Annotated in this window: 15 protein-coding genes and 1 riboswitch; of the genes, 9 read left to right on the forward strand and 6 right to left on the reverse strand. The window is 72.5% G+C overall.

The window, feature by feature from the left end:
- Positions 1 to 75: 75 nt before the first annotated feature.
- The 3 genes from Q8791_RS18550 to Q8791_RS18560 all read left to right on the forward strand — a co-directional run bounded on the left by Q8791_RS18550 (position 76) and on the right by Q8791_RS18560 (position 5,721).
- Positions 76 to 1,743: an NYN domain-containing protein gene (locus tag Q8791_RS18550; protein WP_330092996.1), complete on the forward strand. Its 1,668-nt coding sequence runs from the start codon at positions 76 to 78 to the stop codon at positions 1,741 to 1,743.
- Between the two features lie 25 nt (positions 1,744 to 1,768).
- Positions 1,769 to 2,341, forward strand: coding sequence for a hypothetical protein (locus tag Q8791_RS18555; RefSeq protein ID WP_330092997.1), 573 nt, complete (start codon positions 1,769 to 1,771; stop codon positions 2,339 to 2,341).
- 482 nt (positions 2,342 to 2,823) lie between these two features.
- A riboswitch (cobalamin riboswitch) is annotated at positions 2,824 to 3,014 on the forward strand.
- Between the two features lie 157 nt (positions 3,015 to 3,171).
- Positions 3,172 to 5,721: a ribonucleoside-diphosphate reductase subunit alpha gene (locus tag Q8791_RS18560; RefSeq protein WP_330092998.1), complete on the forward strand. Its 2,550-nt coding sequence runs from the start codon at positions 3,172 to 3,174 to the stop codon at positions 5,719 to 5,721.
- Positions 5,722 to 5,794: 73 nt separating this feature from the next.
- Here the strand turns inward: Q8791_RS18560 and Q8791_RS18565 are convergent, their stop codons facing one another.
- Positions 5,795 to 6,844 carry an NAD(P)-dependent alcohol dehydrogenase gene (locus Q8791_RS18565; RefSeq protein WP_330092999.1) on the reverse strand — a complete coding sequence of 350 codons (1,050 nt, stop codon included), beginning with the start codon at positions 6,842 to 6,844 and terminating at the stop codon, positions 5,795 to 5,797.
- Positions 6,845 to 7,306: 462 nt separating this feature from the next.
- Between Q8791_RS18565 and Q8791_RS18570 the strand changes: the two genes are divergently transcribed.
- The 3 genes from Q8791_RS18570 to Q8791_RS18580 all read left to right on the forward strand — a co-directional run bounded on the left by Q8791_RS18570 (position 7,307) and on the right by Q8791_RS18580 (position 8,837).
- Complete coding sequence (locus Q8791_RS18570) at positions 7,307 to 7,726, forward strand: (R)-mandelonitrile lyase (RefSeq protein ID WP_330093000.1); 420 nt, start codon at positions 7,307 to 7,309, stop codon at positions 7,724 to 7,726.
- 42 nt (positions 7,727 to 7,768) lie between these two features.
- On the forward strand, positions 7,769 to 8,143 hold the full coding sequence (locus Q8791_RS18575; RefSeq protein ID WP_330093001.1) for a DUF2255 family protein: 375 nt from the start codon (positions 7,769 to 7,771) through the stop codon (positions 8,141 to 8,143).
- Between the two features lie 463 nt (positions 8,144 to 8,606).
- The gene (locus tag Q8791_RS18580; RefSeq protein ID WP_330093002.1) at positions 8,607 to 8,837 is read left to right on the forward strand and encodes a peptidoglycan-binding domain-containing protein; all 231 of its coding nucleotides are present in this window, start codon (positions 8,607 to 8,609) and stop codon (positions 8,835 to 8,837) included.
- 233 nt (positions 8,838 to 9,070) lie between these two features.
- On the opposite strand, the gene Q8791_RS18585 is transcribed toward Q8791_RS18580, so the two are convergent.
- From Q8791_RS18585 to Q8791_RS18595, 3 genes are all read right to left on the reverse strand, one after another.
- Positions 9,071 to 9,874, reverse strand: a complete 804-nt coding sequence (locus Q8791_RS18585) for an LLM class flavin-dependent oxidoreductase (protein WP_330093003.1) — start codon at positions 9,872 to 9,874, stop codon at positions 9,071 to 9,073.
- Positions 9,874 to 12,204 (reverse strand): excinuclease ABC subunit UvrA, encoded by a 2,331-nt coding sequence (locus Q8791_RS18590; protein ID WP_330093004.1) that lies wholly within the window; start codon positions 12,202 to 12,204, stop codon positions 9,874 to 9,876. Before Q8791_RS18590 ends, Q8791_RS18585 begins: the two co-directional genes overlap by 1 nt.
- A 205-nt stretch (positions 12,205 to 12,409) precedes the next feature.
- Positions 12,410 to 13,330: a LysR family transcriptional regulator gene (locus Q8791_RS18595; RefSeq protein ID WP_330093005.1), complete on the reverse strand. Its 921-nt coding sequence runs from the start codon at positions 13,328 to 13,330 to the stop codon at positions 12,410 to 12,412.
- Positions 13,331 to 13,511: 181 nt separating this feature from the next.
- On the opposite strand from Q8791_RS18595, the gene Q8791_RS18600 reads away from it, so the two are divergent.
- Positions 13,512 to 13,682: a hypothetical protein gene (locus Q8791_RS18600; protein WP_330093006.1), complete on the forward strand. Its 171-nt coding sequence runs from the start codon at positions 13,512 to 13,514 to the stop codon at positions 13,680 to 13,682.
- A gap of 11 nt (positions 13,683 to 13,693) precedes the next feature.
- On the opposite strand, the gene Q8791_RS18605 is transcribed toward Q8791_RS18600, so the two are convergent.
- On the reverse strand, positions 13,694 to 14,065 hold the full coding sequence (locus tag Q8791_RS18605; RefSeq protein ID WP_330093007.1) for a hypothetical protein: 372 nt from the start codon (positions 14,063 to 14,065) through the stop codon (positions 13,694 to 13,696).
- Between the two features lie 202 nt (positions 14,066 to 14,267).
- Between Q8791_RS18605 and Q8791_RS18610 the strand changes: the two genes are divergently transcribed.
- Positions 14,268 to 15,917, forward strand: a complete 1,650-nt coding sequence (locus Q8791_RS18610) for a family 43 glycosylhydrolase (RefSeq protein WP_330093008.1) — start codon at positions 14,268 to 14,270, stop codon at positions 15,915 to 15,917.
- Positions 15,918 to 15,956: 39 nt separating this feature from the next.
- On the opposite strand, the gene Q8791_RS18615 is transcribed toward Q8791_RS18610, so the two are convergent.
- Entirely contained in the window at positions 15,957 to 16,520 is a 564-nt protein-coding gene (locus Q8791_RS18615; protein ID WP_330093009.1) for a TetR/AcrR family transcriptional regulator, read from the reverse strand.
- Positions 16,521 to 16,641: 121 nt separating this feature from the next.
- Here Q8791_RS18615 and Q8791_RS18620 point away from each other — a divergent pair, with 121 nt between their 5' ends.
- Positions 16,642 to 17,859 carry an MFS transporter gene (locus Q8791_RS18620; protein WP_330093010.1) on the forward strand — a complete coding sequence of 406 codons (1,218 nt, stop codon included), beginning with the start codon at positions 16,642 to 16,644 and terminating at the stop codon, positions 17,857 to 17,859.
- The last annotated feature ends 121 nt before the right edge of the window (positions 17,860 to 17,980 follow it).

The raw sequence follows: 17,980 nt of genomic DNA on the forward strand, positions 1-17,980 counted from the left end.
CGAGACAGACTTGGCTAGGCTGTGCCCCGGTCATGGATATGGCCCCAGAGTCAAAAGGGAAGGGGGCGGTGTCACGTGGACCGCTGCGCGTTGTTCGTTGACGCGGGATACCTTCTCGCGGACGGCGCGATGGCCGTGCACGGAACCCGCAACCGGGACTCCGTCTCCTGGGACTACTCCGGACTCGTCCAGTTCCTCAACGAGGTGGCGCGGGACCGCACCGGTCTTCCGCTGCTGCGTTGCTACTGGTACGAGGCCGTCGCCGACGACCGGCGCTCCCAGGAACAGGACGGCATCGCCGACATCCCCGGCATCAAGTTCCGAGCCGCGAGGATACGGCCCGGTCGACGCGAGGGCGTGGAGAGCTACGTCCAGCGCGACATCACCACGCTGGCCCGTACCGGCGTCCTGTGCGACGCCGTCCTGGTCAGCGGTGACGAGGACATGGCGTCCGTCGTCGCCGACGTCCAGGACATGGGCGTGCGCGTCACCGTCGTGCACATCTCCGTCGAGGGCAACTGGACCATCTCCCGCGCCCTGCGCCGGGAGTGCGACGACCTCATCGAGATCGGGGCGGGCCATCTGCGCCCGCACGTCAACCTGCTCTCCAGCGGCGGCTCCCCCCAGGAGACCGCGGCCAAGACCACCACTCCGTTCGCCAACGGCCGCGCCCGGTCGGCGCCCGAGACCCCGAGGCAGCCCGTCGCGGCGCAGTCCGGCGGCAGCAGGGTCGACCCGGCGGGCTCCCCCAGCGGGGGCCTGGAGGCGATGTTCGCGGGAACCGGCGGCCAGCCCGTTCCCCAGGGCAGCGCCATGGACCAGTTGCGCGCCATGCGCAGGTCCCTCGCCCAGCAGCGCGGCGGCGACCACCTCGCCGGGCCGGGCGGTGACAGCGGCCAGCAGCCCGGCGGCATCGACGCCAACGGGTTCCCGTCCGGTGGGCAGACCCCGCCCGGCGTGGGAGGCAACGGCTCCTACCCCGGCGGCCCGATGACCGGGGGGCACCCCGCACAGAACGGGCAGCAGGGCTACCCCGTCACCGAGGGCCACCCGTCGATGCGGGGGGCCGACCAGGGGGGCTACGGCCTTCCGGGCAGGTCGGTGCCCGGCCAGGGGCAGCCGATGACCGGTCCGCAGCCGTCCTTCAACGGCACGGGACCCCAGCAGTCCTTCGCCTCCGGCACCGGGGCGCAGCGCTCGTTCGCCCCGGACGGCCAACCCGGCCACGCGCCACCGCCGAGAAACGCGCCACCCCAGGACCCACGTCAGGATCCGCGCTACGGCGGGGGGGACAGTTCCGGATACGGGGGAGCGGCCGACGCAAACCCTACCTATGGGACCAGTACGGAAACTGACACCGCTCACCGCGGTGGGGCAGCCTCCCCCTACGGGGGGCAGCCACGTACTGGTCCCGAACCAGCCGACCGGTTCAGTCCCGGCGGCTACCAGGAATCCCGTCCCAGTCCTGGATATCCCCAGCAGACACGCCCCGCCGCGCATACCGTTGACGAAGCGGTGCATGTTGCGCACAAGGAAGGGAACGACTTCGCGGAGTCGATCGCTCGCGAGGCGCCCGCTCTGTGGGTGGAGGCCGTACTCGCCCGCAGGCCCAGGATGCCCTCCGATCTGGAGGCGCGTCTGCTCCAGGGTTCCTCGCTGCCGATCGACCACCTGTTGCGCGACGAGGTCCGCGACGGGCTGCGCCAGGGCTTCTGGCAGGCCCTGGAGCGGGCCAGGTCCTGACGGGGCGCGGGAGTGCGAGTAGGGGATGGGGGCGATGCGCTTGACCCACGTGACGACGGCTGAACTCGACCGTTGGGAATTCCACGCTGTCCGGTCCGGTGAGCACGGACGGGTCGCCGCCCAACTGCTGGACCTGGCCAACCGGGTCGACGCCGGGAGCGAGGTCTCGCGCGCCGAGCTGTTCGTGCGCGCGGGCGAGCAGTGGGAGATCGCCCAGGAGTTCGAGCGCGCCTGCGCGGCCTACCAGCGGGCGATCGACGACGGCGGCGCCACGGTGATCGACGCCCGGGCGCTCAGCGCCGGCGCGCTCCTGCAACTGGACGAGGTCGACCAGGCCTACGTCCACCTCACACGCCTGGAGGGCGAGGAACCGCCCGGACTCCAGACCTTCATCCACGTCGCCGAGGCACTGTACGCGCACGACGACCTGGAGGGCGCGGAACGGTGGGCGACGGTCGGTGCGCGCCGCTTCCTCGACCAGGAGTCCTCGCCCTACGTCCGCGACCTGTTGGTGGAGCTCCTGCGCATCAGGTTCCGCATCCGCACCGACCTCGGTCTGGCGGAGGACCAGCTGGACAGCAGACTCGACGAGGAGTGACCTCCGCCGCCGTACGGCGGCGGCCCGGGCCACCCCCACCGGAGGTTCGGGCCGGGGACGCCCGCGTCGGCGTCCGCGGAGTGAGCTTTCCTACGTGCGGGCGTCCCTCCGACACGCCCGGAGCGGCACCCGGACAGATCACCGTCCGGGCGCCCCGGCCCGTCACCGACCGCCGCCGATACGGCGGTGTGGTCTGCGGCGCCGAGTCGTCCGGTACGGTCCGAACCGCTTCGGAGACGGGATTCCGGACGTTCGGAGGCCCGTCGGAGGACCCGCGCGGTCCCGGGGAGCCCCGGCGACGATCTAGGCTGTGTCCGGTCGCCTCCCAGCTGCCCCGACGAGGCGCGCAATCCCCCTGAACCGGGCGCTCGCGGCCCCCGCATACCACGGCCCGCGCGTGTGTTCGACGATCGTCGAAGAATCCGAGAAATCGGTGACACGCCATCATCTTGCGGTGTTCCAACGCGGGGCCCCCTAGATGTAGTATCTGTCCCGCTGGTGGTTCACCCCTCGGGGTGAGGCAAGAGGGAACCCGGTGTGAAGCCGGGGCTGCCCCGCAGCGGTATGTGGGAACGAAGCCGTCACAGGCACCGGGGACCCCCGAAGGCCCTGGGAAGCGACGGTGCGTAGGTCGCCCACGAGCCCGAAGACCTGCCGCCGGTGCGCACGCGAGCGTGCGCCGACGACGGGGCTTCGAGGGTGAGCCGCCGCGACCCACCGGTCAGACGACCGCACGCACCCGGTGCGTCGGTCCACCGGTGCGTGCCGCGCACCTTGCTTATCGTGTCCCCTCCCCGCCGGGACTCTTCTACCGAGGTTGGAGCCGCTGTATGACCCTTGACGTCGAGGCCGTGCCCGTATCCGTTCGGCCCGAGCCGACCAACGAGGGCGCGCCCCCCGCCGCCATCGACCGGATCGAGCACGTCGTGACCGAGGCCTGTGCCAGGCTCACCGGTGTTTCGGCGGAGAAGGTCCTCACCGAGGCCCGCCGCGGCTTCTACCCCGGCATCCCCGACTCCGAGGTCGAGCTCGCCCTGGTCATGGCCGCCCGCAGCTTCGTGGAGGTGGACCCCGACTACTCGTTCGTGGCCGCCCGCCTGCTGCTGGACAAGCTGCGCCGTGAGGCCCTCACCTTCATCAGCGGCGCCCCCGACGCCGCCGGGCAGTCCGAGATGGGCGAGCGCTACGCCGCCTACCTGGCCGCCTACGTCCGCCGCGGCATCGACCTGGGCCAGCTGGACCCCGCGCTCGCCGGGTTCGACCTGGACCGGCTCGGCGCCGCCCTGTACCCCGAGCGGGACGAGCAGTTCACCTTCCTCGGCATCCAGACCCTCTACGACCGCTACTTCCTGCACAGCGACGAGGTCCGCTACGAGCTGCCGCAGGCGTTCTTCATGCGCGTCGCCATGGGTCTGGCCCTCAACGAGGACGACCGCGAGGCCCGTGCCATCGAGTTCTACGAGCTGCTGTCCTCGTTCGACTTCATGGCCTCCACGCCCACCCTGTTCAACGCCGGCACGGTGCGCGCGCAGCTGTCCTCCTGCTTCCTCACCACCGTCGGCGACGACCTCCAGGCCATCTTCCACGGCATCAGCAACAACGCGATGCTGTCCAAGTACTCCGGCGGGCTCGGCAACGACTGGACCCCGGTGCGCGGCCTCGGCTCGCACATCCGCGGCACCAACGGCAAGAGCCAGGGCGTCGTCCCGTTCCTGAAGATCGCCAACGACACGGCCGTCGCGGTCAACCAGGGCGGCAAGCGCAAGGGCGCCGTGTGCGCCTACCTGGAGACCTGGCACATCGACATCGAGGAGTTCCTCGACCTCCGCAAGAACACCGGTGACGACCGCCGCCGCACGCACGACATGAACACCGCGAACTGGGTTCCCGACCTGTTCATGCAGCGTGTGGAGCAGGGCGGCAGCTGGACCCTGTTCTCGCCGGACGAGGTCCCCGACCTGCACGACAAGTACGGCACCGACTTCGCCGAGGCCTACGAGAAGTACGAGGCCGCCGCCGAGGCGGGCCGGATCAAGGTCGCCAAGAAGCTCCCCGCGGTCGACCTGTGGCGGCGCATGCTGACCATGCTGTTCGAGACGGGCCACCCCTGGATCACCTTCAAGGACCCGTCCAACCTGCGTTCGCCGCAGCAGCACGTCGGCGTCGTGCACTCCTCCAACCTGTGCACCGAGATCACGCTGAACACCAGCGCCGACGAGGTCGCCGTCTGCAACCTGGGCTCGGTCAACCTGGCCCAGCACGTCGGCCCCGACGGCCTGGACGCCGAGCGCCTGCGCCGGACCGTCCGCACCGCCGTGCGCATGCTCGACAACGTCATCGACGTGAACTTCTACACGATCCCCGAGGCGCGCCGCGCGAACCTGCGCCACCGCCCCGTCGGGCTCGGCCTCATGGGCTTCCAGGACGCCCTGTTCAAGCTGCGCACCCCCTTCGCCTCCGAGGGCGCTGTGACGTTCGCGGACGAGAGCATGGAGCTCATCAGCTACTACGCCATCGAGGCCTCCATGGAGCTGGCCGCAGAGCGCGGCTCCTACGAGTCCTTCGAGGGTTCGCTGTGGAGCCGGGGCGTCCTGCCGATCGACTCGCTGCGGCTCCTCGCGGACTCGCGCGGCGGCGACCTCGACATGGACCGCGGCGAGACCCTGGACTGGGACTCCCTGCGCGAGCGCGTGAAGTCGACCGGGATGCGCAACTCCAACGTGATGGCGATCGCGCCCACCGCGACCATCGCCAACATCACCGGTGTCGGCCAGTCGATCGAGCCGCTCTACCGCAACCTGTACGTCAAGTCGAACATGTCCGGCGACTTCACCGTCGTCAACCCGTACCTGATCCGGGACCTCAAGGCGCGCGGCCTGTGGGACGACGACATGGTCTCGGCCCTGAAGATGCACGACGGCAGCCTCGGCGCCATCGACCGCGTCCCGGACGACCTCAAGGCCCTGTACGCGACCGCGTTCGAGGTCGACCCCGAGTGGCTGGTGGACGCGGGCTCGCGCCGCCAGAAGTGGATCGACCAGGCCCAGTCCCTGAACCTGTACATGGCGGCCCCGAGCGGCAGGAAGCTCGACACCCTGTACCGCCGCGCCTGGCGCTCCGGTCTCAAGACCACCTACTACCTGCGTTCGCAGAGCGCCACGCACGTGGAGAAGAGCACGCTCAAGGGCACCGACGGCCGCCTGAACGCGGTCGCGGCGACCCCGGTCGCGAGCAGCGCCCCGGCGGCGGCTCCCGCGCCCGCCCCCGTTCCCGAGCCGGTCGCGGCGCCCGCCGTGAACACCGAGGTCGAGGACGAGTTCGAGATCGTGGACGGCCAGGCCTGCTCCATCGACGACCCCGAGTGCGAGGCCTGCCAGTAGGACGTGGGACCGGGGCCGCCCGCGGGCGGCCCCCGGCGGGGGGGGGGGGGCCCCACCGCGGTCTCCGCTCCGGTCAGCCGGTGGCCAGGGTGGAGGTGTCGATGACGAACCGGTACCGCACGTCCGAGGCCAGCACCCGTTCCCAGGCGTCGTTGATCCCGTCCGCGCCGATGATCTCGACCTCCGGGGCGATGCCGTGCTCGGCGCAGAAGTCGAGCATCTCCTGGGTCTGGGCGATGCCGCCGATCTTCGAACCGGCGAAGGAGCGCCGGTTCTCGAACAGCGTGAACAGGGTCACCGGCACAGGCTCGGGCGGGGCGCCCACGCTGACGATCGTGCCGTCCAGGGTCAACAGGTTCAGGTAGGCGTCCATGTCGATGGAGGCGCTGACGGTGTTGACGATGAGGTCGAAGGTGTTGGCCAACCGCTCGAAGGTGGCCGGGTCGCCGGTGGCGTGGTAGTGGTCGGCGCCGAACCGCAGGCCGTCCTCGCGCTTCTTCAGGCTCTGGGAGAGCACCGTCACCTCGGCGCCCATGGCGTGGGCGATCTTGACGGCCATGTGGCCGAGGCCGCCCAGGCCCACGACGGCGACCTTCTTGCCCGGCCCGGCGTTCCAGTTCCGCAGCGGCGAGTAGGTCGTGATCCCGGCGCACAGCAGCGGTGCGGCCTTCTCGAAGGGGATGGCGTCGGGGATGCGCAGGACGAAGTGCTCGTCGACCACGACGCGCTCGGAGTAGCCGCCCTGGGTCACCGTGCCGTCCCGGTCGGTGCCGTTGTAGGTGTCGGTGAACCCGCGCAGGCAGTACTGCTCGGCTCCGGCCAGGCAGTTGGCGCACTCGCGGCAGGAGTCGACCATGCAGCCCACACCGACCCGGTCGCCGACCTCGTGGAGGGTGACCTCGGAGCCGACCCGGGCCACCACTCCGGCGATCTCGTGGCCGACGGTCAACGGGTAGGGGACCTGGCCCCAGTCCCCGCGGACGGTGTGGATGTCGGAGTGGCAGATGCCGGCGTAGGCGATGTCGATGAGGACGTCCTTGGGGCCGACCTCCCGGCGCTCGATCGTGCCCGGCGCCAACGGCGCGGTCGGCGAGGTGGCCGTGTAGGCGCGAACGGAGGACATGGATCTCCTAGGGATGTGCGTGCGATGGGTGTGCCGCCGACCGCGCGGCGCGCGGCGATGACCGTTCGCGCGACGGGTCGGGAGGGCGGGCGCGTGTGCGCCGACCGCCCTCGCAAGCAGTCAAACAGCCGGGGCGGTGACCGTGGGAGGGCCTGTCAGAACCCGTCAGGGACGCCTGGGGGCCGGACGGGTCCGGCGCGGGTCGCCGGGCGGTCGCGCCGCCCCGTCCGGCCCGGAACCCGCGGGGCGCCCGGGCCGCGGGGCGAGCGCGCGCGCTCCGGGGGCGGGTTCCGGACCAGGGGCGGGTATGTGCCTCCCCAACTTTTCGCGGGCCGGGCATACCCGCGCGCGCGGCGAGGAAGAACACCCGTGGCACCCGCCTCCGGCGACCGAGCACGCGGCGGACCCCGGGACCGCTCACCACGGGGGTTCACGATCCCGCTGCCGATCAGAGGGAGAACCATGGAACTGCTCCGGCAACCCGCGACCAGCAAGGCACCCGCAGAGTTCTTCACCGGGGACGCCTGGTGGGACGTCATCTACAGCGGGCAGGAGCCCTCGCGCGCACGCGCCAACACCGTCAAGTTCGCTCCCGGTGCGCGCACCGCCTGGCACAGCCACGGCCTGGGACAGACCCTCTACATCGTCGAGGGCGTGGCCCTGGTCCGGTCCCGCGGCGGGCCGATCCTGGAGGCCCACCCCGGGGACGTGGTCTACACCCCGCCCGGCGAGGAGCACTGGCACGGGGCCGCCCCCGACCGGTTCATGGTCCACCTGGCCCTGTGGGAGAACCCCGGGCCCGACTCCGGACCGGAGACCACCTGGCTCGACCACGTCACCGACGAGGAGTACCACGGCGCGCGCACCAGCACACGCGTCTGAGACATCCTGCCGTGCCCGTTCAACCGGTGAAGGAGACGTACCGTGGCCTGGAACGACGAGGAACTGGACCGGATCGGCGCAGCCGACGAACTGAGGATCACACCGGAGCACGCCGACGGATCGCCGGCCCGCACCACCCCGATCTGGGTGGTGCAGGTCGGTGACGACCTCTATGTGCGCTCCTACCGCGGACACGCCGGAAAGTGGTTCGCGGCCGCCGAGAGCAGCGGGCGGGGCCACATCGAGTCCGGAGGTGTGGACAAGGACGTGGTCTTCGGCGCGGAGACCGAGCCCGACGTGCTCGGCCGGATCGACGCCGCCTACGAGGACAAGTACGGCCGGTACAGCCGTGCCTACGTCGATCCGATGGTCGCCCCCACCGCTCGTGGGGCGACCTTGAGACTCGTGCCCCGGTGAACACGGGAGGTGGGCTCCGGGACGGGCCGTGGAGGGCCGCCGCGCCCCGGCGCCCGTCCCCCGTGCCGTCCGGGCGGCGCACCGCCCCGGAACACGCCGACGGCCCGAGGATGTGGCGGGCACGGCGTGTCGGCTCCGGCCGGGTGGTGCGGGGCACCGGAGCGGCCCGCGCCGTCGCCGCCCTCCGGTCTCCGGTCTCCGGTCTCCGCGGCAGAGGCTCCGCCCGGGTGACAGCGAGCGCCCGCGGACCGGGGCCTTCGCCCTGCGGCCCGCCCCGGGAGCGCCTCCCCGCAGCGCGGCACCGGGCCACCCGGTACGCGACACGGACCGTACTCCGGTGCTCCGACCCATCCACCGGACTATTGTCACGCTGGGCCACCATCCGCAACATGAAGGCCCGTGACCTGCAGCAATACCACATCGTGGGTCTCCAAGAGTCCCACCTGCAGAAACGGAGAGTGACATGATCGGACTCAAGCAAGGTGACAAGAGCGAGAGTGTGGCGTACCTGCAGGAGCTGCTCGAACGTGCGGGCCACACGCCCGGCAAGATCGACGGCGACTACGGTTCCAAGACCGTCGCGGCGGTTCTCGCCTGTCGGAAGGCCCAGGGGTCGACCGCGAACTCCGGAACGCCGATCACCGGTTCCGCGGGCGCTCAGATCATGACCGCGTTCGTGAAGAAGGTGGCGTAGCAACACGCTCCCCGTTCCGTGGGCACGGTTGAGGTCCGATAGGACATCCGACCTCTCCCCGCCCTCGGGATCTGCCGGCCGTTCTCCGGTGCCGGGCCCGCCCGGAGACGGTTGGCGGCGGCGGGCACCGCTTCCGTCGGACGTCCCCGTCCACCTCGGGTGGGCGGGGACGTCCCCCCGGATCTCATCCCCTCGGGACGTCCGGAGCGGGTGCTCCTCCCGATCGGGAGGCGTCAGGCCCCTCCGTGGAGAGCCGCCCCCGCGATGGCCTCCTCCACCTCACCGCGCGCGGTCACCTCGGGGAACTGGACCAGCCACCATGTCGCACCGGCCTCACGGTAGGGTTCCGGGTCCCCGTCGGGCGGGCCGCCCGCGGCGACCTCGAAGCCGCCGAGGCCGCCCCGGTGGTCCGCGACGACGGCCAGCATCTCGCGGAGCTCCTCCGGTGGGACCTCCGGGCACAGGCCGTCGAACCGGGCCGCACGGCGCAGCGGAGCCGCCTTCGTGGACTGGGCAGCGACCCACACCGGGATCCCCGACCGTCGGACCGGCGGGGGCAGGAACCGCAGGCCGTCCACCCTGTAGTGGGGACCCTCGTGGTGGACCTCCTCACCGCTCCAGAGCCGCTGAAGGACTTCCAGACCCTCGTCGAGCATCTCCGCCCTGGCCCGGAGGCCGGTGACCTCTCCCAGGCTGCCGAGCTCTCCGCCGTTGTCCCCGCCCAGGCCCACTCCGAGGACGAAACGCCCCCCGCTGAGCTGGTCGAGGGCGACCGACTGCCGCGCCACCACCTGTGGTCTGCGGCGGGAGAGCGGGGTGACCCGGGTGCCCAGGGTGATCCGCTCGGTGCGCGACGCCATGGCGGCGAGCGCGATCCAGGGGTCGCAGACCGGGAGGTCCGGGTTGAGCGGGCGCACGACGTGGTCCCACAGGAAGACGCCGTCGAAACCGGCCCCCTCGGCCGAGGCGGCGAGATCGGCGAGCACGTTCGGGTGGGCGAGCTCCCCGAACGGCGGGAGGTAGAGAGCGCGGCGCATCACAGCAGCCCCTTCAGGTAGGCGCCGGTCCGACTGTCCGGCGCTGCGGTGATCCTCGACGGACCCCCCTGGGCGACGATCCGGCCGCCCTCGGAGCCGCCGCCCGGTCCCAGGTCGATGACGTGGTCGGCGGTGGCCACCACCCGCATGTCGTGCTCGGCGGCCACGACGGTGGCACCGGCCCCGACCAGCTCCGCCAGGCGGCCCATGAGGACGTCGGTGTCGTAGGGGTGGAGCCCGGTGGTCGGCTCGTCGAGCAGGTAGACCGAGTCGGCGACGCGGCGGCGCTGGAGCTCGGTGGCCAGTTTGATCCGCTGGGCCTCGCCGCCGGAGAGTTCGGTGGCGGGCTGCCCCAGGCGCAGGTAGCCCAGCCCGACCCCGGCGAGGGTCTCCAGCGACCGCAGCACCGACGGCTCCTCCGTGAAGAAGCGCGCCGCCTCCTCGACCGACATCGCCAGCACGTCCGCGACGGTGCGCCCCCGGTACCGCACCCGGAGGGTGTCGTCGTTGTAGCGCGACCCGCCGCAGGTGGGACACGGGGCGTAGGTGGTGGGCAGGAACAGCAGCTCCACCGACACGAACCCCTCCCCCTCGCAGGTCGCGCAGCGGCCGCCCACGACGTTGAAGGAGAACCGTCCCGGCCCGTACCCCAGGGACCGGGCCTCGTCGGTGCCGGCGAACAGCCTGCGCACCGTGTCGAAGAGCCCGGTGTAGGTGGCCAGGTTGGAGCGCGGGGTCCGCCCGATCGGCTGCTGGCTGACCCACACCGCCCGCCCGTGCTCGGCGGCCCGCTCCCCGATCGCCGACAGCAGGGTGGACTTGCCCGAACCGGACACCCCGGTGACGGCGGTGAACACGCCCAGGGGGACGTCGACGTCCAGTCCGCGAAGGTTGTTGCGGGTGACCCCACGCAGTTCCAGTCGCCCGCGGGGCGGTCGGGGACGTCTCTCCGGCAGGGCGTCGTGGAACAGGTAGCGGCGGGTCACCGACTCCGGAACGTCGCGCAGCCCCGCCACCGGGCCGCTGTACAGAACCCGTCCGCCGTGCTCACCCGCTTCCGGACCGACGTCCACGATCCAGTCGGCCCCGCGCACGATGTCCAGGTCGTGCTCGACGAAGCAGACGGTGTTGCCCCCGTCCCGCAGGCGGCGGAGGATCCCCGACAACGCCTCGCAGTCGGCCGGGTGCAGGCCCGCCGAGGGTTCGTCCAGGACGTAGACCACGCCGAACAGGCCCGTACCCAGCTGGGTGGCCAGCCGGATCCGCTGGAACTCACCGGTGGACAGGGTCGGAGCCGGGCGGTCCACGCTCAGGTATCCCAGGCCCAGCTCCTCCAGGACCTCGACCCTGCCGGTGATCTCCCCGGCCAGGGCCCCGGCCGCCCCCGTGTCCTCCCGCCAGGGGCGCAGCAGGGCGACCAGCTCGGTCAGGGGCAGTCCCGCCATCTCGGTGATGGTGTGACCGGCGAAGGTGACGAGCAGCGCCTCCCGGCGCAGCCTCCTTCCGTCGCACTCGGGGCAGGTCCGGTCGACCATGAACTCCGCGGCCCGCCGGCGCCGCGACTCGCTGGCGGAGGAGGCGTACGCCTTGAGCACCAGCCGCCGGGCGCTGCTGTACTTGCCCTGGTAGCTCCGGTGCACGCGGCCCGCCTCCCGGACCGGGTGGACGGTCACCACCGGCTGTTCGTCGGTGAACAGGATCCACTCGCGCTCCTCCCGGGGCAGCTCCCGCCAGGGCCGGTGGATGTCGTAGCCGAGGGTGTCGAGGATGTCGCGCAGGTTCTTGCCCTGCCAGGCCCCCGGCCAGGAGGCGACGGCACCCCCGGCGATGCTCAGCGCGGGGTCGGGCACCAGCGACTCCTCGGTGACCTCGTGCTCGACCCCCTCGCCGTGGCAGACGGGGCAGGCCCCGACCACGGTGTTGGGGGAGAAGGAGTCGGAGTCCAGGCGGTCCGCGCCGGGCGGGTAGGCCCCCGCACGGGAGAAGAGCATGCGCAGCGTGTTGGAGACCGTGGTGAGGGTGCCCACGGTGGAGCGGACCGACGGCGCGGTGCGCGGCTGGGCGAGCGCCACGGCCGGGGGCATCCCGGTGATGTCGTCCACCTCGGGGGCCGGCAGCTGTTGGAGCAGGCGCCGCGCGTACGGTGCGACGGACTCCAGGTACCGGTGCTGGGACTCGGCGTACAGGGTTCCGAAGGCCAGCGAGGACTTGCCGGACCCGGAGACGCCGGTGAAGGCGACCAGCGCGTCACGCGGGAGTTCCGCGTCCACGTTCTTCAGGTTGTGGATGCGGGCCCCGCGCACTCGGATGCGGTCGTCGTGGTTTTCCATGGCACAAGCCTTACCCGGTCGCGGCCCTGGACGGATCCCATGGACCGTCCGGGTACGGCAAACGCCGGGGCTCCCTGCCCGCCTGACCCGCGCGGAGCGCCCACGGGCGGCGGGTGTCCCGGGGCGCGGATGCACGCCGGTGGCGGCGCGCGTCCGCCGTGCGCCCCGGGCGGGGTCCGCCCGTGACGGCTCCCGCTCCGGCGGGTCAGTCCTCCCCGTCCGGGCCGGGAGAGTATTCCAGGAGGTGGCGGACGAACGCGGCCGTGCTCTCGGTGAGGGCGGAGAAGTCTGCGGCGACGAGGATGGCGTGCCGCGGCGCCCACGGTTCGTCCAACTCGTACAGGGCCGCCGGGGAGACCCCGTGGCGCCGGGCCGCCTCCCGCGGCACCACGGCGCACCCCACTCCCGTGCCCGCCACGGCGCAGACGGCCCCGAGCGAGGGCAGGCGGACCCGGTAGGCCGGTTCCGTTCCGGACCCGTGTGCCTGGCGGTCGACGAGGTCCTGCAGGGGGCTCCCCCGCAGGAGGCCGACGAGGGGTTCACGGAGCAGGTCCGCGAGTCGGAGCGGTCGCCGGGGCCGGGGCCGGGAGGAGACGGGGCCGATGGCCACGAGGTCGTCGTCCCACAGTCGGCGTGTCTGAAAAGCCCCGTCCGGCGGGACCGCGGAGACGACCGCGATGTCGGAGAGACCGTCGAGGACGTGGGCGACGGCCGCCTCGCTGCCCAGTTCGACCAGGGTGACCGCCGTGGTGGGCAGGCGGTTGAGTGTGGCGGCGAGGAACTCGGTGAGGGCGTCGGCGGCGGAGCTGTTGGTCGCCAACCGCACACTGTTCTCCAGTCCGCGGGCGCGGGCGGCCATGCCCGCCTCCAGCTCCCGGGCCTCTTCGAGCAGGATCCGGCCCCTCGCGGCCAGTGCCTCACCGGCCGGGGTCGGTGACACCCCCCGGTGGCGACGGTCGAGCAGCCGCAGGCCGTAGTGGCGTTCCAGTGCGGTGATGCGGACGCTGGCGGCGGACAGCGACATCCGGCACCGGTGGGCTCCCTCCGTGATCGATCCCGCGTCGATCACCTCCACGAGGAGCGCGAGGTCGCGCAGGTCCGCCACCCCCGTCGATCCTGCCTTCATCTTCTCGGCACCTCTCTTCGCCTGATCGCAACGCAGGGCCCGGGCCCGTGAGCGAGAATCCCCAGGAAGGCCGCCGCCCGGGCGGATCCGGGGCGGGCACGACGGGAGGGGTCTGGTGGTCACACGGGACGGCTGGCAGCGGTGGCCGCGGACGTTGCGCCGGCCTGCCGGACTACGGGCCATGCTAGGCGCGCGGAGGCGGCCGTCGGCGCGGGTGCTGGAGATCGCCTACCGGGAGCAGCTGCACGTGATCGTGTGGCTGTTGGAGGACGGCCGTACGGAGGAGGCGGCGGAGGTGGCCTGCGAGGGGCCGTGGACACACGCCGACGGACGCGGCCGACCCCGGCTCTGAGGGGACGGCGCTCAGTAGTGGACCGCGAGCGGTCCGTTCGGTCCGTCCATGACGGTGACCGGGGTCTCGAACACCCGGGTGAGCACCTCGTCGGTCATGATCCGGTCCGGCGTGCCGAACTCGACGACGGCACCGTCCTCGACCGCGCAGATCCGGTCGGCGTAGCCGTTGGTGCCGGCGTTGCGGTCGGCGGTCATGCGCGCGCCGGGTTCGGCGCGCACCTCCGCGACCTGGGACACGGGGACCAGGTACTTCAGCTCGTACCGGTTGAAGGCGTGCAGCCTGCCGGGCGACCTGAGCCGGTGCCCGGCGTCGCTGCCGTCGTTCTGCGTTGCGCCCCTCGTGGCCGTTGTTCGTTCCGGTGCCGCTGTGCCTCCTCTCATCTCGTGGTGACGTCCGAGGGCACACAATCCGACGGGGGTACGAGAAGCCCGAGAACTTCCTGAGAGAACCCTGAGAACCCGAACGGAAACACCTGGTGAGCGCACGGTCACGGTGGCGGGTGAGAATCGGGGGAGAACCCCCGTGGCGGCCGGAGATCCGTACCCGGCTCCCCGCCGGACCAGTGACGTGAGAGGACCCCCCATGCCGTCCGAACCCGCACCCATCCGCAACCCGGTCCTTCCGGGGTCGCATCCGGACCCGTGCATCCTGCGCGTCGGTGGGGACTTCTACCTCGCCACGTCCACCTTCGAGTGGTATCCGGGCGTACGCCTGCACCACTCCACCGATCTGGTCCGGTGGCGTCCCCTGGGCGGTGCGCTGCCGGGGCCGCCGTGGCTCGACCTGGCGGGCCGACCGGACTCGGGGGGTGTGTGGGCTCCCGACCTCAGCCACGCCGACGGGCTCTTCCACCTCGTGTACAGCAACGTGACGTCCTACGCCGGCGGGTTCACCGACAGCCCCAACCTCCTCGTCACGGCGCCGACCGTCCACGGCCCCTGGTCGGATCCCGTCCCCCTGCACGCGCGCGGCTTCGACGCCTCCCTCCTCCACGACGGCGACGAGAGCTGGCTGGTGGGCCTGGCCCACGACTGGCGTCCCGGACACGGCGGTTCCTCGGGGTTGGAGGCCGTGTGCTACGACCGCCGGGCGCGGACGCTGGTGGGCGCACCGGTCCGGATCGAGCTCCCGGCCGGGCCCGGATGGGTCGAGGGCCCCCGGATCCGGCGCGTCGGCAGCTGGTACTACCTGCTCACCGCGGACGGGGGCACCGGCTACGAGCACCGCGTCGCGGTCGCCCGCTCCAGGACCCTGACGGGGCCGTACGAACGCGACCCCGACGGACCGTTGATCACCTCCCGCGCCCGGCCCGACGCTCCGCTGCAGAAGGCCGGGCACGGCTGCCTGGTGGACACCCCCGGCGGGGAGACCTATCTGGCCTACCTCGTCGCCCGCCCCCTGGGGCGACGCGGCCCGTGCGTGCTGGGTCGGGAGACAGCGCTGGCACCCGTCACCTGGACCGCGCGGGGCTGGCCCCGGGTCCCCGGCGGGCGGCCCGAGCAACGTGTCCCCGCACCGGGCCGGGGATCTCCGACCAGCACCGCGGGCAGCGGAGCCGACGATCCGTCCACGGACGTCCACGGGGAGGGCACCGACCACTTCGACGGGCCCGTGCTCGGACCGCACTGGTCCACGCTGCGCCGTCCCGCGACCGGGGACTGGGTCACCACGGCCGCGCGGCGCTCGCACCTGCGGGTGCGCGGCGGGAACTCACCGCAGAGCCTGGTGGGTGCGAGCCTGGTCGCCCGGCGGGTGAGTTCGCCGCACTGCTCGTTCGAGGCGACGATGCGGTACCGGCCGACGGACACCCGCCACCTGGCCGGGATCACCGCCTACTACAACACCCGGAACTGGTTCTTCCTGTACCGCAGCGTCGACGACACGGGCCGACCGGTGCTGGGGCTGGCGGCCTGTGACCGGGGAGAGGTCACCCTGGAACGGACGGAGGCCCTCGTTGCGGACGCCGGCGAGCGGGTGCGGCTCGGGGTGGACGTGGACGGAGCCCGGGTGTGCTTCCGCCGCGACACCGGTGAGGGGTGGGCTCCCCTGGGCCCGACGCTGGACGCCGCCGTGCTCTCGGACGAGCACGCCGAGGAGATCGAGGACGGAAGGCTCCGGACCATGGGATTCACCGGCGCCTTCGTCGGCCTGTGGGTCTGGGACCTGAGCGGGCGGGGCCTGCACGCGGACTTCGACGAGGCGACCTACCGCCTGCGGTCTCCGCGTGACTGAGCGGGGAGCGGCCGCAGCGGCCCGGGGCGGCGCGGCTGGTCAGCCGAGCCGGTCGGCGACGGCGGTCACCGCCGCCGACACCAGGTCACGGTCCGGGCCGCCGCCGTCCCGCTCGAAGTGCCGGTGCATGGACCAGCCCTCGACCATGGCGTCCAGCGCCCGGCACGCCTCCGGCGGGAAGTGCGCGGCCAGGGAGTTCCGGCTGACGGCCATCCACTCGCGCACGGCCTTCCGGGCCGCGTCGTTGTGGTTGGCGTAGGAGTACATCTCGAAGAGGAGCACGAACTGGCGGGGGGTGGCGTACTCGGGGCCGCAGATGAGGTCGACCACGGCCTCGCACGCCTGCTCCCGGTCCCGGGCCGCCGCCAGCCTGCTCCCGTAGTGCTCCGACATGGTCCGCGCCAGGTGCGCGAAGGCCTGCTCCAGGATCGCCTGCAACCCGTCGAAGTGGTAGGTGAGCGACCCCAGGGGCACCGCGGCCCGCTGGGCGATCGCCCGGTGGGTCGTCCGGTGCACCCCGCGCTCGCCGATCACCTCCAGGGCCGCCGCGAGAATGCGGTCCTTGCGCCGCGGGTCGTTGCCCACCCGCCGTGATCCGCCCATGTCGTCCCTCCCCACAGCCATTGTGGTGTGCGGGTGACCCCGCCCGCGCCCGGAGGTGACCGGCAGCCCTACTGTGTACGTCTGTACACACTATTGGCCGGCTCACCGCTAGGAGCTCTTCATGGGCACCGCCATGAACCGTCGGCGCTTCGCGCTGTGCACGCTCTTCCTCCTCCCGGGGTTGGGGATCTCCTCCTGGGTCACGCGCACCCCCGCCATCCGCGACGCGCTGGGGGCCTCCACCGCCGAGATGGGGCTGGTCCTGTTCGGCCTCTCGGCCGGATCGATGATCGGCATCCTCGGCGCGGGGGTGCTCGTCGCCCGTCTGGGAGCCCGGCCGATCATCGTGTTCGGAGCCGTCGCCGGCATCGCGAGCATGCCCACCATCGGTCTGGGCGCGGCCCTGTCTACCGCCCTCGTGGTCGCCCTGGGCCTGTTCCTCTTCGGCCTGGGCATGGGAGGCGGAGAGGTCGCGCTGAACATCGAGGGCGCCGAGATCGAACGGGCCCTGTCCCAGCCGCTGCTGCCCCGCCTGCACGGCTTCTTCAGCCTGGGCACCGTGGTGGGCGCCGTCACCGGCATCGTGTTCACCGCCACCGGGTTCTCCGTCGCGTGGCATCTGGTGATCGTCGGCGTCCTGTCCCTGATCGCCACGGCCGTGGTCGTCGGAGCCGTTCCGGCGGGCACCGGGCGAGCGCGCCCCAGCTCCACCGACCACGGCCCCGACGGCGCCGGGCGCGCGCTGTGGAAGGACACGCGCCTGGTCCTGATCGGTGTCATCGTGCTCGCGATGGCCCTGGCGGAAGGCACCGCCAACGACTGGCTCCCCCTGATCATGGTGGACGGCCACGGTTTCGACCCGGCGGCGGGATCGATGGTCTACGCCGTGTTCGCCGCCTCCATGACGGTGGGACGCTTCGCCGGGGGGTACTTCCTGGCGCGCTTCGGCAGGGCCGGAGTGCTCGCGGCCAGTGCGTTCGCCGGAGTCGTGGGAATGGGCCTGGTGGCCGGAGCGGACAGCCCGCTCCTGGCCGCGGCGGCCGTTGTCCTGTGGGGCCTGGGAGCATCGCTGGGCTTTCCCGTGGCGCTGTCGGCGGCCGGCGACTCCGGCCCCGACTCCGCGGCGCGGGTCTCGCTGGTCGCGACGGTCGGCTACGTCGCGTTCCTGGTCGGGCCGCCCGTGCTCGGCTTCCTGGGCGAGGCGTACACCCTGCGCGGTGCCCTGGTTGCGCCCCTGCTCTTCGTCGCCGCCGCCGGTTTCCTCACCTCGGCCGCCCGGCCCCGCGAGGTGGCGCCGACCCGTGCGGCGCGGGACGGAGTCGGCACGGACCCGGTGTGAGGCCTGCGCGGGGAGGCGCCCGCTCCCGATCGCCTTGCCGAGGGGAGGCCGCCCTCGTCCCGGGCGGGAGGCCGCGCAGTGCGACCGTGTCCCCCGCGCACACCCCGGACGACGCACCGGG

The organism is Nocardiopsis codii (genome assembly GCF_036327455.1).
In the GTDB taxonomy this organism is placed as follows: domain Bacteria; phylum Actinomycetota; class Actinomycetes; order Streptosporangiales; family Streptosporangiaceae; genus Nocardiopsis; species Nocardiopsis codii.